The following is a 14,418-nucleotide window of genomic DNA, read 5'->3' on the forward strand; positions in this document are numbered from 1 at the left end:
TAGCATTGGCACTTCACTGTTCTGGAAGTGCCCATGCCTGCGTCGACTCACCCCCGCCCCCACACCGAAACCCTGACCAACGGCTTGCGCGTGACCCTGCGCCACATGCCCGGTCTGAAGCGCAGCGCCGCCGCGTTGCGGGTGGCTGCCGGCAGTCATGACGTGCCGTTGGCGTGGCCGGGGCTGGCGCATTTTCTTGAGCATTTGCTGTTTCTCGGCACCGAGCGTTTTCCTGCACAGCAAGGGCTGATGGCCTACGTGCAAGGTCACGGCGGTCAGGTGAATGCCAGCACCCGCGAGCGCACCACCGATTTCTTCTTTGAATTGCCGCCAGCGTCGTTCAGCGCCGGGCTGGAGCGTCTGTCAGACATGCTCGCCCATCCGCGTATGAATCCGGACGATCAGTTGCGGGAGCGGGAAGTGTTGCAGGCGGAGTTTGTCGCGTGGACGCAGGATGCTGCGGCTCAGCAGAAAGAGGCGCTGTTTGAGGGATTGTCGGCAGCACATCCTTTGCGCGGCTTTCATGCCGGAAACCGCGACAGCCTGCCGGTTGAACAAGCGGATTTTCAGCAGGCGTTGAGAGATTTCCATCAGCAGTTTTACCGCACCGGGCAGATGATCCTGAGTCTGGTCGGACCGCAGAACATGGAAGAACTGCGAGCGCTGGCGGAGCAGTTTGCCGCCGCGCTGACAGCTGGGGATAAAACTTCACAGGCAGCCCCCGTTCGCTTGATGGACATTCCACAGAAAAGTTATCAACAGGTCGGCGAGCGGCACGGCAATCTGCTGTTTGCGTTAGAGGATTTGCCGGAGTCGTCGGCCGAGGCACTGGCGTTTTTCTGTCACTGGTTGAACAGCGCCAAACCCGGTGGGCTGCTCGCTCACTTGCAGCAGCAGGGATTCGCGGAAGACTTACAGGCCTGTGTGCCTTATCAATTTGCTGGGCAAGCTTTTCTACATCTTCAGTTCACTGGGGCATCCGGGTCACTCGACGCCATCCGCGCACAGTTTCTCGACTGGTTGAGCTTCTTCGCAGCGCAGCAGGACTGGCCGGCACTACGCGAGGAATATTCGGCACAGCTTCAACGTCAGCAGCAGGTCAGCGGTGCGTTGCAACTGGCGCGACTCGACAGCGAACAACTCGAAAGCGGCCTCTCCGAATCGGCCGTTGCAGCGCTCAAAGTGATTCTCGGCAAAATCGGCACTGTGGATAACTTCAGCAGTCACTGGCATCTGCCCGCTGCCAATCCGTTCCTGCGCGTAGCCGAACCGCTGGCCAACGCCGGCCTGATCCGCGGCCAAACCAGCGCCCACCGTGGGCTGCGCACGTTCGCTCAGGATCGCTCGCGCAGCCGACGCGAACGTTCGCCGATGCAATTCAGCCAGGCGCTGCCGGATAACGATGACGAAGGTGCGGTGTATGTTCGCTGGCAGACGGAAGCAGCGGCCACGGCCGAGCTGCAAGCGAAACTGCAACGCAGTCTGCGGGAGATTTCCGACGACGCGCGTCAGGCCGGGGTCGAGTTGTCCTTCAGCGCCGCAGCTAATCAGTGGCTGCTGAAACTCACTGGCCTGCAGGACACGCTGCCCGTTGTCCTGGAGCACGCACTGAAATCTCTGACACAAGTGGGCGCCGATTCCGCGAAAGGCGAGCCGCAACCTGCGCTGATACCGATCCGCCAGCTGCTCAAAGTACTGCCGGAAAAATGCCTGCCAGCGGTAGGCAAATCCGATGACGCCGCTCACCTGTGGACAACTTCCCGCTGGGACGGTCTGGCTTTGGGGTTAAGCCCACAAACCCAGTCAGCCATGGGTCTGGCCCTGAGTCGCATCCCCGGCATCCCGGACAATCAAATTCCCGCACCCTCGGCAATCAACGCCGGATACCGGTGGAGTCAGATCGACAGCGCGTCCAGCGAACACGCCTTGCTGCTGTTCTGCCCGACCGCCAGCCACGAGATCGCCGACGAAGCCGCGTGGCGCCTGCTAGCGCATCTGTGCCAGACACCGTTCTACCAACGCCTGCGCGTCGAACTGCAACTGGGTTATGCGGTGTTCAGCGGGCTGCGTCAGCTCCACGGCCAGACCGGATTGCTGTTCGGTGTGCAATCGCCCACGGCCACCGCCGCGCAATTGCTCGGTCACATTCAGCAGTTTCTCGATAGCCTGCCAGCCCTTGTCGAACGACTTGATGACGCGAGCCTCGCCCGGCAACGCCAGACGCTTGTCGATCAGTTCGATGACAGCGTCCTGTCCGGCAAAGATGCGGCCGAACTCCTGTGGCAGGCCCGCCTCGCCGGCCACTCGTCGGATTATCTGGCCCATCTGCGCAGCGCCATCGCCCAACTGGATCGCCCGGCATTGCTGGCCGCCGCACAACGTCTGATCCGCGCCGAGGGCGGCTGGCACGGCCTCTCCAACGCCGCTTCGCCGGACGCGCCATGGCAAGCGGCAAAATGATCATTACCGGGGCTGCAAGGAGCTTTCTCAAAGATTCACGGGCAAAGCCCCTGAGATTTTGAGTAACATAGCCACCTAACTATTTGGAACATCCCCGCGCTGCCGTGGACTATACCTATGGATAGCGCTATCCCACCCACCTGAAAAAGGAGTCACCCGATGGCTTGGACCAAACCTGCTTACACCGACCTGCGCATCGGCTTCGAAGTCACCATGTACTTCGCCAGCCGCTGAGTCCTGCCTCAAGCAGAACACTGCAGTGCAACGCCTCGGCTCGCCGGGGCGTTTTATTTTCAGCGTTGAAATGATGGAGCGTTCATGTTCGTCCAGATTCTGGGTTCGGCCGCCGGTGGCGGTTTTCCGCAGTGGAACTGCAACTGCGTCAATTGCGCCGGTTTTCGCGACGGCAGCCTGAATGCCCAGGCCCGTACCCAATCGTCCATCGCGATTTCCGATGACGGCGTGAACTGGGTGCTGTGCAACGCCTCGCCGGACATCCGCGCGCAGCTTCAGAGCTTCGCCCCGATGCAGCCGGGCCGTGCCCTGCGTGACACCGGCATCAGCGCGATCATCCTGATGGACAGCCAGATCGACCACACCACCGGCCTGCTCAGCCTGCGCGAAGGCTGCCCGCATCAGGTCTGGTGCACGGACATGGTCCACGAAGACCTGAGCACCGGTTTCCCGCTGTTCACCATGCTCAAGCACTGGAACGGCGGGCTGGACTGGAACCGCATCGAACTTGACCAGAGCTTCACCGTCGCCGCCTGCCCGAACCTGCGCTTCACCCCGCTGCCGTTGCGCAGCGCGGCACCGCCCTACTCGCCGCACCGCTTCGACCCGCACCCAGGCGACAACATCGGCCTGATCGTCGAAGACCTCAGCACCGGCGGCAAGCTGTTCTATGCCCCAGGCCTGGGCAAGGTCGACGCGCCGCTGCTGGAAATCATGTCCGGCAGCGACTGCGTGCTGGTAGACGGGACGATGTGGGACGACGATGAAATGCAGCGCCGTGGCGTCGGCACCCGCACCGGCCGCGAGATGGGCCACCTGGCCCAGAACGGCCCCGGCGGCATGCTCGAAGTGCTGGAACAGCTTCCCGAGCAACGCAAGGTGCTTATCCACATCAACAACACCAACCCGATTCTCGACGAAGACTCGCCGGAACGCGCGGAACTGGTTCGGCGCAATGTTGAAGTGGCGTATGACGGCATGAGCATCGTCCTGTAACGAATGGCCCGGAGAACCGCAATGACCGACACCCCGCTGTCCCCCGCCGAATTCGAAGCGGCCCTGCGCGCCAAGGGCGCCTATTACCACATTCATCACCCGTATCACGTGGCGATGTATGAAGGCCGGGCCACCCGCGAGCAGATCCAGGGCTGGGTCGCCAACCGCTTCTACTATCAGGTGAATATCCCCCTGAAAGACGCAGCGATCCTCGCCAACTGCCCGGATCGCGAGATCCGCCGCGAGTGGATTCAGCGCCTGCTCGACCACGACGGCGCGCCCGGTGAAGACGGCGGCATCGAAGCCTGGCTGCGCCTCGGCCAGGCCGTCGGTCTCGATCCGGATCAATTGCGCTCCCAGGAACTGGTGCTGCCCGGCGTGCGTTTCGCCGTCGACGCCTACGTCAACTTCGCCCGCCGCGCCAGTTGGCAGGAAGCCGCCAGCAGTTCGCTGACCGAGCTGTTCGCGCCGCAGATCCACCAGTCGCGTCTCGACAGCTGGCCACAGCATTACCCGTGGATCGACCCGGCCGGCTACGAATATTTCCGCACCCGTCTCGGCCAGGCCCGGCGCGATGTCGAGCATGGTCTGGCCATCACGCTGGAGCACTACAAGACTCGCGAAGGTCAGGAGCGCATGCTGGAAATTCTCCAGTTCAAACTGGACATTCTTTGGAGCATGCTCGATGCCATGAGCATGGCCTACGAACTGAACCGCCCGCCGTATCACAGCGTCACCGATCAACGGGTCTGGCATAAAGGAATCGCCTTATGAGTTTCGACCGCAGCAAGACCCCGACCTGGCGTCCCGGCTACCGTTTCCAGTACGAACCGGCGCAGAAAGGCCACGTGCTGCTGTACCCGGAAGGCATGATCAAACTCAATGAAAGTGCCGCGCTGATCGGCGGCCTGATCGACGGTGAACGGGATGTCGCGGCGATCATCGCCGAACTCGACAGACAGTTCCCCGGCGTGCCCGAGCTCGGTGACGACATCGAGCAATTCATGGAGGTTGCCCGTGCGCAGCACTGGATCGAACTTGCCTGAGTCATCGGTGCAAGTCCCGGCCAAACCGGAAATCGGCCTGCCGCTGTGGCTGCTCGCCGAGCTGACTTACCGCTGCCCGCTGCAATGCCCGTATTGCTCCAATCCGCTGGATTTCGCCGAGCAGGGCAAAGAGCTGAGCACCGAGCAGTGGATCAAGGTATTCCGTGAGGCGCGGGAGATGGGCGCGGCGCAACTGGGCTTCTCCGGCGGCGAACCGCTGGTGCGCCAGGACCTCGCCGAGTTGATCCGTGAAGCGCGTCAGTTGGGTTTCTACACCAACCTGATCACCTCCGGCATCGGCCTGACCGAACAGAAGATCAGCGACTTCAAGAAGGCCGGGCTCGATCACATCCAGATCAGTTTCCAGGCCAGCGACGAGCAAGTGAACAACCTGCTCGCCGGCTCGAAAAAGGCCTTTGCGCAGAAACTGGAAATGGCGCGCGCCGTGAAGGCCCACGGTTATCCGATGGTGCTGAACTTCGTCACCCATCGGCACAACATCGACAAGATCGACCGCATCATCGAGCTGTGCATTGCGCTGGAGGCCGACTTCGTCGAACTCGCCACGTGCCAGTTCTACGGTTGGGCGCAACTCAATCGTGTCGGCCTGCTGCCAACCAAAGAGCAACTGGTTCGCGCCGAACGCATCACCAACGAATACCGCGCCAAGCTGGAAGCCGAAGGGCATCCGTGCAAGCTGATTTTCGTCACCCCGGACTATTACGAAGAGCGCCCGAAAGCCTGCATGAATGGCTGGGGCAGTCTGTTTCTGACGGTCACGCCGGACGGCACCGCCCTGCCCTGTCATGGGGCCCGACAGCTGCCGGTACAATTTCCCAATGTGCGCGACCACAGCATGCAGCACATCTGGTACGACTCGTTCGGCTTCAACCGCTTTCGCGGCTATGACTGGATGCCCGAGCCGTGCCGCTCCTGTGACGAAAAAGAACAGGACTTCGGCGGCTGCCGCTGCCAGGCCTTCATGCTCACCGGCGATGCGAGCAATGCCGACCCGGTGTGCAGCAAGTCCGAACATCACGGTGTGATTCTCAAGGCCCGCGAAGAAGCCGAGCACGCCACCCAGACCATCGAACAACTGGCCTTTCGCAATGAACGAAACTCGCGCCTCATCGCCAAAGGCTGAGCCCTTCAGCGCCACCGCTGCGGTTGCTGCCGGCGTGGATTTTGCCGAATTGCAACTCGGTGCCCTTGGTTTGTTCTGGAATGAATATCGCCCCACAGACGCCGCCTGCCGGATCTGGCACTGGCGCGACGGTGTGGCGAAATGTCTGACGCCTACGGGTTTCAGCGTGCGTAGCCGGGTGTACGAATATGGCGGTGGGGCGTTTTGTCTGACGCCTGACGGGGTGGTTTTCGTCAACGAGGCGGACCAGCAGTTGTACCGACAGACGTTGGACGGCGAGCCCGTGGCATTGACCTCCGGAGATTGCCGATATGGTGATCTGCACTTTGCCAACGGGCAGGTGCTGGCCGTTGAAGAGAACGGTGATCGGCATCGGCTGGTGGCTATCGATCTGGCGAATGGCGACCGCCATAGGCTGATTGAAGGCGCGGATTTTTATGCATCGCCGATCATCAGCCCGGACGGCCAGCGCTTGGCGTGGATCGAGTGGAGCCGTCCGCATCAGCCGTGGACATCCACACGACTGATGCTCGCCGAGCGTTCTGATAGCGGATTTTCTACCCCACGTTGCGTGGCTGGTGAAACGCTTGAAGAGTCGATCCAGCAACCGCGTTTCGATGCCAATGGCCGACTGGGCTGTCTGACCGATCGTGGTGGGTATTGGCAACCGTGGGTCGAGTCGGCAAATGGTTTGCAACCGTTAGCCAGCGCCGAAGCCGATCACGCGCCAGCCCCATGGCAACTTGGCGGCTGCACCTGGCTGCCCGCCGGCGAAAGCTTTCTGGCGAGCTGGAGCGAAGGCGGTTTCGGTCGTCTGGCGCTCAACGGCGAAGACTTCACCGGTGATTACAGCCGCTTCCGTCATCTGGCTGTCGATGATCAATTCATTTACTGCATTGCCGCCTCACCGGTCAGCCCTTCAGCGGTGATCGCCATTGATCGCGAATCGCGTGAAGTGAATGTCCTGGCCGGCGGTGTTGCACCGCTGCCCGCCGAGCGCATCAGCCGCCCGCAAACCCTGCGCTACCCAAGCGGTGCGGGTGAAGCACACGGCTTCTTTTACCCGGCCACGAATGGCGATGTGAAACCGCCGTTGGTGGTGTTCATCCACGGCGGCCCTACCTCCGCCTGCTACCCGATGCTTGACCCGCGCATTCAGTACTGGACGCAACGCGGCTTCGCCGTCGCCGATCTCAACTACCGAGGCAGCAGCGGTTATGGCCGGAAGTATCGACAGGCGTTGCATCTGAGTTGGGGCGCAGTGGATGTCGAGGATGCCTGTGCGGTGGTGGCCTACCTGAATGATCGCGACATGATCGACGGCGAGCGTGCGTTTATCCGTGGCGGCAGCGCCGGTGGCTACACCACGCTGTGCGCACTGGCATTCCATCAAGTGTTCCGCGCTGGCGCCAGTCTGTACGGCGTCAGTGACCCGGTAGCCCTGGCCCGCGGAACACACAAGTTCGAAGGCGATTACCTGGACTGGCTGATCGGCAATCCCGAGCAAGATGCCGAACGCTATGCCGCCCGAACGCCGTTGCTGCACGCAGGCAACATTCGCGTACCGGTGATTTTCTTTCAGGGCGAACTGGACGCCGTGGTCGTGCCGCAACAGACTCGCGACATGGTCGCGGCCCTGGAGCAAAACGGCATTGAGGTCGAAGCGCATTACTACGCCGATGAACGTCACGGCTTCCGCCGGGCCGCCAATCAGGCCCATGCGCTGGAGCAGGAATGGCGGTTCTACCGGCGAGTGATGGGTTTGACGGCCTGAGACTCAGCGCTTGGCGATGATGTACACCGCGTGCACGATCCCCGGGATATAACCGCACAACGTCAGCAGAATGTTCAGCCAGAACGCGCCGCCGAACCCGACCTGCAGAAACACACCCAGTGGCGGCAACAGAATGGCGATGATGATGCGGATAAAGTCCATGGGGCAGCTCCTGATTGGGGGTTGGCTCACCTGAGCCATACAAGCTAATCGACCTGTGCCGTTTGTCAGGGTTCAGTGCAAACCGCAATCTCGCCATCTGATCGCCATTACCCGGCCACAAAAAAAACGCCCCACGCCAAAAGAATCAGGCGTGGAGCGTGCGTTATACCGCGAGACGGTTCTTGAATTCGGGTGGGAAACTTCAGACGGCAATCCCTTTGCGGCATTGCAGCTGCGCGGTGCGTACCCGGGAGAAGGCGCGGGCCAGGCGCAGGAGCATTTCGTCGATGTTGGTCTTGCTGACGTTGAGCGCCGGGGTGAAGCGCAGGCAGTTGGCTTGTGGGGCGTTGAGCAGCAAGCCTTCATGCAGCGCGGCTTTGACGACGGCCTCGGCGGAGTCTTCCGACAGGGTCAGTCCCCAGAACAGTCCTTGCCCGCGCAACTCGCCGTGTTCATAACGATGGGCCAGACGGGCGAGCCCTTCGCGCAGATGCTGGCCGTTGTCCCGGATTTGTTCGAGGAATGCGCGGTCTTGCACGCTGTCGAGCACCACCAGCCCTGCGGCGGTCATCAGCGCGTTGCCGTGATGAGTGCCGCCCAACTCGCCGGAGTCGAAACAGCAGGCCTTGCCTCGCGCCAGCAGCGCCGCCAGTGGCACGCCACCACCGAGGCCCTTGCCGAGCACGACGATATCGGCGCGCACGCCGTAGGATTGTTCGGCGAGCAAGGTGCCGCAACGGCCGATGCCGGTCTGAACCTCATCGAGAATCAGCAGAATCCCCAACTCACGGCACAAGCGCTCGACACCCTTGAGGTAATGCTCGGTCGCTGGAATCACCCCGGCATCGCTCTGGATCGGTTCGAGCATGATTGCCACCGTCTGTGCATCGACTGCCGCATGCAGCGCTGGCAGGTCGTTGAACGGCACCAGATCGAAACCCGGCAGCAACGGTTCGAAGCGGTTTTGTAGGTTGCAACTGTCTGACGCCGAAATCGTCGCCAGACTACGCCCGTGACAGCCTTGTCTGGCGACAATGATCCGCGAGGCGCCACTGCGATGCAGCTGGCCCCATTTGCGCGCCAGTTTGATCGCCGCCTCACAGGCCTCACTGCCACTGTTGAGCAGATACGCCTGATCGCTGGAAGTACTGGCACACAGGCGCTCGGCGAGGCTGAGCATGCCGCGGTTGTGCAGATTGAAGCCGGGATTGATCAGAGCCTGGGCTTGATTGGCGATGGCCTTGACCAGCGCCGAAGGGCTGTGGCCGAGGCTGTTGGCGCCACCGGCCTGGGAAAAGTCCAGGTAGGCGCGATCATTGCTGTCCCATAGCCAGGAGCCCTGGCCGCGAACGAATACCTGTTGTGGGCGCTCGACGCTGGGCATGAGACGTTCGGCATTCAGGCCATCAGAAACGTCCGATTCCTGGGTTTCAAAAGCCAGGTCATCGAGGCTCGGCGTCTGGCGCCGCAAACTGAACAGATTCATTGAAAAAAACCTCGATCGAGGTTTTTTGAACTGCCTATGCAAACACTTTCAAAACAAACGCTGGTCATTGCGCTTTCCGGCCCTGTAAGCCTTGTGAATGCGGTTAGACTAGGCCTGTTCCTGTCTTCGAGCCATTTCGATTTCCCAGCATTTTCGATAAGAATTACTTATGGATTTCAAACAACTGCGTTATTTCGTCGCGGTCTACGAAGAAGGGCATGTCGGGCGTGCCGCCGAGCGCCTGTCGATCTCTCAGCCCGCGCTGTCCCAGCAGATTCGCCAGCTGGAACAAAACCTCGACGTCACCCTGTTCGAACGCAGCAGCAAACGCCTGCTGCCGACCCTCGCCGCCCACACCTTGTACAACCACGCCTTGCCACTGCTCGACGGCCTGCAGCGGGCGCGTGAGGCGCTGGGCAACTTCAAGGGTCAGGCACTGCGCACATTGGCGATCGGCGTGCTGCAAACCGTGCACACCAGCCTGGTGCCGCAAATGCTGGAGAGAGTGCGCAAGGCCCAGCCGCATCTGGTGGTGCAGATTTATGAACTGACGGGGCTTGAGATCGAGCGGCGACTGCTCAACGGCTCACTGGACATCGGCATCAGCTATCTGCCGCCACGCCAACCGGGTCTGCACGGCGTGATGTTGTACGAAGATGAACTGACGCTGGTCATCCCGGCGGATCATCCGCTGCGGGAATTCAAGAAAGTCTCGATGAGTCAGGCCGCTGAATTGCCGATGTTGTTGCTGGGTGAGGAATTTCAGATCCGCCAGATCTGGCAGGCGCAACTGGCCAGCCTCGGACGACGCCCGCAAGTGCAGGCCGAACTGAACAATATGGTGGGGATTCTCGACAGCCTGCCGCATACCCGTCTGGCGACGGTGCTGCCTGGTCGTTCGCAAAAGGAGTACGACGATCAGGACCTGCTGTGGAAACCGTTGAGTGAGCCGCGCGTGCCGTTGAAGGTCGGGCTGGTGTGTCGCGATGTGCAACGCCAGCAGGCGCCATTGGCCTTGCTGCGAACATTGCTGGAAGAGGTGATGCAGCGTGAGGACAAACCGCTGAAAGGTGCGCCGTCACTGGACGCGCTGAGCTGAAAAGTTTTCTGCGGGCATAAGAAAACCCCGCCGAAGCGGGGCTTTGCAGACTGTTTCCCTGACATCCATTTCACTCCGCCACCCTGGCAGAATCCTACGTGTCCGTGTTGTTGCTTTGCGCTTCCTGCGCGACGTCCATGGAAAGTAGATTAGCTCTGGATCCAATCTACGCCTATGGGAGAACAGCAGCACGTCATGTAAGAGATCGCTTACATGACGTTACATCATCAAAACTGCGCAGCGTCCAGCAGGAACAGCGACTCGCTGCCGGCCTTCACCGACGCGCTCAACGAGTGAATCCGCGGCAGCAGACGGGCGAAATAGAACCGCGCCGTGCCGAGTTTGCTCGCATAGAAATCGTCCTGCGCTTCTTTGCCCAGCGATGCCTTGGCCATCAGTGCCCACATGTAGGCGTAAGCGGTGTAGCCGAACGCTTGCAGATACTCGACCGATGCCGCGCCGATTTCGTTCGGGTTGGTTTTCGCCCGGTCCAACAGCCACGAGGTCAGCTCGTCGAGAGTGTCGACAGCGTCATTCAGCGGCTTGGTGAACTCGCCCAGATCGGCACTGGCGGTCGCGGTGAAATGGCGGATCTCGTCGGCGAACAGTTTGTAGAACGCGCCGCCGCTGCCGACGATCTTGCGACCCACCAGGTCCAGCGCCTGAATGCCGTTGGTGCCTTCGTAGATCTGAGTGATGCGCACATCGCGCACCAGTTGCTCCTGGCCCCACTCACGGATGTAGCCGTGGCCGCCGAAGATCTGCTGGCCGTGTACGGTGGTTTCCAGACCCAGATCGGTCAGGAACGCCTTGGCCACTGGTGTCAGCAAGGCCACCAGATCTTCCGCACGTTTGCGGGTGGCGGCGTCTTCGCTGAATTTGGCGGTATCGAGTTGCATCGCCACGTAGGTGGAGAACGCACGACCGCCTTCGTTCGAGGCTTTCATGGTCAGCAACATGCGACGCACATCCGGGTGGACAATGATCGGGTCGGCCACCTTGTCCTTGTTCTGCGCGCCGGTCGGCGAACGGCTTTGCAGGCGGTCACGGGCGTATTCGATGGCGTTCTGGTAGGAACGCTCGCCGGTGGCCAGGCCCTGAATGCCGACGCCCAGACGCTCGTAGTTCATCATGGTGAACATCGCCGCCAGGCCCTTGTTCGGCTCACCGACCAGGTAACCCACGGCTTCGTCGAAGTTCATCACGCAAGTGGCGGACGCCTGGATGCCCATCTTGTGTTCGATCGAACCGCAGTTCGCCGGGTTGCGCGCGCCCAGGCTGCCATCGGCATTGACCATGAACTTCGGCACCAGGAACAGCGAAATGCCTTTCGGCCCCGCCGGTGCGTCCGGCAGTTTGGCCAGCACCAGGTGGATGATGTTTTCAGTCAGGTCGTGCTCACCGCCGGTGATGAAGATCTTGGTGCCGCTGACCTTGTAGGAACCGTCAGCCTGAGGTTCGGCCTTGGTACGGATGATGCCCAGGTCGGTGCCGGCATGCGGCTCGGTCAGGCACATGGAGCCGGCCCAGACACCGGCGTACATGTTCGGCAGGTAAGCGGCTTTCAGCTCTTCGCTGGCGTGGGCATTGATCGACAGGCACGCGCCGGCGGTCAGCATCGGATACAGACCGAAGGACAGGCTGGCGGAGTTGACCATTTCTTCAACTTGAGCGGAAACAGCTTTTGGCATGCCCATGCCGCCGTAGGCCGGATCACCGCCAACACCGACCCAGCCGCCTTCGGCATAAGTCTGATAGGCCTGTGGGAAACCGGCCGGCGTGGTGACGGCACCGTCGGCCCAGTGGCAGCCTTCTTCGTCGGCGGCACGGCTCAGGGGCGCGATGCTTTTGCTGGTGACCTTGCCGGCCTCTTCGAGAATGGCTTCAACGGTTTCCGCGTCCACGGTCTCGGCCAGGGCCGGCAGTTCGGCCCAGAGTTTGGCGACTTCGAACACTTCATTGAGGACGAAGCGCATATCGCGCAGCGGCGCTTTGTAGTCAGCCATGGCAAACCTCGCAAAGATCTAAACAGGTGATTCGTGGAAGGGTGTTTTCGTTGAGCTGGAGTGTAACCCAACAACTTTTGCGACACATAGGGTCAGGCAGTGACTGTTTTGTTATTTTTAGTCACTGACAATCAACCATAAAGAAGCCCGCAATCTGCGGGCTCTTTTGTTTAACAGTGGCGTGTTACAGGGAGAACAACTGGGCCGGCAGTTTCATCAGGCAATCGCTGCCCGCCTCGATCGCCGAACGATGCGCCGCGGTGCGCGGCAACAGACGCTTGAAGTAAAACTCGCACGTCGCCAGTTTGCCCTGGCAGAAATCGCCGTCCCCCTCGCCCGACTCCAGCTGCGTCCGGGCGACCAGCGCCATGCGCAGCCACAGGTAACCGAGAACGATGTAACCGCTGTACATCAGGTAATCCACCGACGCGGCGCCGACTTCATCCGGGTTCTTCATCGCGGCCATGCCGACCTTCATGGTCAGCTCGCCCCACTGCTGATTGAGGCCATCGAGCTGCGCGACAAACTCGCCAAGTTGCGGATGCCCGGCGTTGGCCGCGCAGAATTTGTGGACGATCTTGGTGAAGTTGCGCAGCAGCTTGCCCTGACTGCCCAGCACTTTGCGCCCGAGCAGATCCAGCGCCTGAATGCCGTTGGTTCCCTCATAGATCGGCGCGATCCGGCAATCGCGAACCAGTTGTTCCATGCCCCACTCGCGGATAAATCCGTGGCCACCGAACACCTGCATGCCGTGGTTGGTCACTTCCAGCCCGGTGTCGGTCATGAACGCCTTGCAGATCGGCGTCAGGAACGCCAACAGGTCTTCGGCCTCCTGACGCGCCTCAGCGTCCAGGCTCAGGTGCGCGACATCGAGCATCTGCGCGGTGAAATAGGTCAGCGCACGATTGCCTTCGTTGAAGGCTTTCATGGTCAGCAACATGCGCCGCACGTCCGGGTGGACGATGATCGGATCCGCCGGTTTTTCCGGTGCTTTGGCGCCGGTCAGGGCGCGCATCTGCAGGCGATCGTTGGCGTATTTGATTGCGCCCTGGAAACTCGCTTCGCCCAGACACAGGCCCTGCATCCCGGTGCCGAGACGCGCGTGGTTCATCATGGTGAACATGCAGTTCAGGCCCTTGTTCGGCTCGCCGATCAGGAAGCCTTTGGCGTCGTCGAAGTTCAACACACAGGTGGCCGAAGCCTTGATGCCCATCTTGTGTTCGATCGAACCGCAGGAAACGCCGTTGCGCTCGCCCGCCTCACCGGATGTGTCCGGGAGAAATTTCGGCACGATGAACAGCGAAATCCCCTTGGTCCCGGCCGGTGCGTCCGGCAGTTTGGCCAGCACCAGATGAATGATGTTGTCACTCATGTCGTGCTCGCCGGCGGAGATGAAAATCTTGCTGCCGGTCACTGCATAACTGCCGTCGGCCTGAGGCACGGCGCGGGTCTTGATGATGCCCAGATCGGTGCCGCAATGGGCTTCGGTCAGGCACATGGTGCCGGTCCACTGGCCCGCAGTAAGTTTGCGCAGATAGGTGTTTTTCTGTTCTTCGGTGCCGTGGGCGTGGATCGCCGACATGGCGCCGTGGGTCAGGCCCGGGTACATGCCCCAGGAGGTGTTGCTGGAGGCGACCATTTCGCTGATCACCAGTCCCAGTGAACTCGGCAGGCCCTGGCCGCCGTAGGTCGGATCTGCCGCCAGACCGTGCCAGCCACCTTCCACGTATTGTGCGAAGGCTTGCTTGAAGCCTGTAGGCGTTGTCACTACACCATTGTCGAAATGGCAGCCCTCTTCGTCGCCGCTGCGATTGAGCGGTGCCAGAACGTTCTCACAGAACTTTGCGCCCTCGTCGAGGATCGCGTTGATCATGTCCGGGCTGGCGTCGTGGGCGCCGAGGGCCGCGTACTGAGTGTGAAAGTCAAAGACGTGGTCGATCAGAAAGCGCATGTCGCGCAGGGGAGCTTTGTACTCGGGCATGGTGGCTTCTCCTTCAGCAGATTGCTTCAA

At 61.2% G+C, this 14,418-nt stretch carries 12 protein-coding genes; 8 read left to right on the plus strand and 4 right to left on the minus strand.

The features are described 5' to 3' along the window. The first annotated feature begins 33 nt into the window (after positions 1-33). The 7 genes from pqqF (at position 34) to ABFB52_RS26740 (ending at position 7,654) form a co-directional block, all read left to right on the plus strand. The gene (gene pqqF, locus ABFB52_RS26710; RefSeq protein WP_129972182.1) at positions 34-2,460 is read left to right on the plus strand and encodes a pyrroloquinoline quinone biosynthesis protein PqqF; all 2,427 of its coding nucleotides are present in this window, start codon (positions 34-36) and stop codon (positions 2,458-2,460) included. Positions 2,461-2,619: 159 nt separating this feature from the next. Further along, positions 2,620-2,694 carry a pyrroloquinoline quinone precursor peptide PqqA gene (gene pqqA / locus ABFB52_RS26715; protein WP_003444522.1) on the plus strand — a complete coding sequence of 25 codons (75 nt, stop codon included), beginning with the start codon at positions 2,620-2,622 and terminating at the stop codon, positions 2,692-2,694. A gap of 84 nt (positions 2,695-2,778) precedes the next feature. Continuing rightward, entirely contained in the window at positions 2,779-3,690 is a 912-nt protein-coding gene (pqqB, locus tag ABFB52_RS26720) for a pyrroloquinoline quinone biosynthesis protein PqqB (RefSeq protein WP_102685695.1), read from the plus strand. A 21-nt stretch (positions 3,691-3,711) separates the two neighbouring features. Beyond that, entirely contained in the window at positions 3,712-4,464 is a 753-nt protein-coding gene (gene pqqC, locus ABFB52_RS26725; RefSeq protein ID WP_011336228.1) for a pyrroloquinoline-quinone synthase PqqC, read from the plus strand. Further along, a complete protein-coding gene (pqqD, locus tag ABFB52_RS26730) occupies positions 4,461-4,736 on the plus strand; it encodes a pyrroloquinoline quinone biosynthesis peptide chaperone PqqD (RefSeq protein ID WP_007959876.1) in 276 nt (91 codons plus the stop codon). Before pqqC ends, pqqD begins: the two co-directional genes overlap by 4 nt. Beyond that, entirely contained in the window at positions 4,708-5,880 is a 1,173-nt protein-coding gene (pqqE, locus tag ABFB52_RS26735; protein ID WP_007959875.1) for a pyrroloquinoline quinone biosynthesis protein PqqE, read from the plus strand. The genes pqqD and pqqE overlap by 29 nt, the downstream gene beginning before the upstream one ends. Continuing rightward, positions 5,846-7,654: a S9 family peptidase gene (locus ABFB52_RS26740; RefSeq protein WP_129972183.1), complete on the plus strand. Its 1,809-nt coding sequence runs from the start codon at positions 5,846-5,848 to the stop codon at positions 7,652-7,654. The genes pqqE and ABFB52_RS26740 overlap by 35 nt, the downstream gene beginning before the upstream one ends. Positions 7,655-7,657: 3 nt before the next feature. Here ABFB52_RS26740 and ABFB52_RS26745 read toward each other — a convergent pair whose 3' ends face one another. Then, positions 7,658-7,816, minus strand: a complete 159-nt coding sequence (locus ABFB52_RS26745) for a YqaE/Pmp3 family membrane protein (RefSeq protein ID WP_003228885.1) — start codon at positions 7,814-7,816, stop codon at positions 7,658-7,660. Between the two features lie 202 nt (positions 7,817-8,018). Beyond that, entirely contained in the window at positions 8,019-9,302 is a 1,284-nt protein-coding gene (locus ABFB52_RS26750) for an aminotransferase class III-fold pyridoxal phosphate-dependent enzyme (protein ID WP_129972184.1), read from the minus strand. A 169-nt stretch (positions 9,303-9,471) separates the two neighbouring features. Between ABFB52_RS26750 and ABFB52_RS26755 the strand changes: the two genes are divergently transcribed. After that, the gene (locus ABFB52_RS26755) at positions 9,472-10,401 is read left to right on the plus strand and encodes a LysR family transcriptional regulator (RefSeq protein WP_129972185.1); all 930 of its coding nucleotides are present in this window, start codon (positions 9,472-9,474) and stop codon (positions 10,399-10,401) included. A 227-nt stretch (positions 10,402-10,628) separates the two neighbouring features. On the opposite strand, the gene ABFB52_RS26760 is transcribed toward ABFB52_RS26755, so the two are convergent. Then, positions 10,629-12,407 (minus strand): acyl-CoA dehydrogenase C-terminal domain-containing protein, encoded by a 1,779-nt coding sequence (locus tag ABFB52_RS26760; protein ID WP_102685698.1) that lies wholly within the window; start codon positions 12,405-12,407, stop codon positions 10,629-10,631. Between the two features lie 184 nt (positions 12,408-12,591). Then, a complete protein-coding gene (locus ABFB52_RS26765; protein ID WP_129972186.1) occupies positions 12,592-14,388 on the minus strand; it encodes an acyl-CoA dehydrogenase C-terminal domain-containing protein in 1,797 nt (598 codons plus the stop codon). Between the last annotated feature and the right edge of the window lie 30 nt (positions 14,389-14,418).

Source organism: Pseudomonas sp. 9.2(2024) (genome assembly GCF_039695385.1).
Taxonomy (GTDB): Bacteria; Pseudomonadota; Gammaproteobacteria; order Pseudomonadales; family Pseudomonadaceae; genus Aquipseudomonas; species Aquipseudomonas paraglycinae.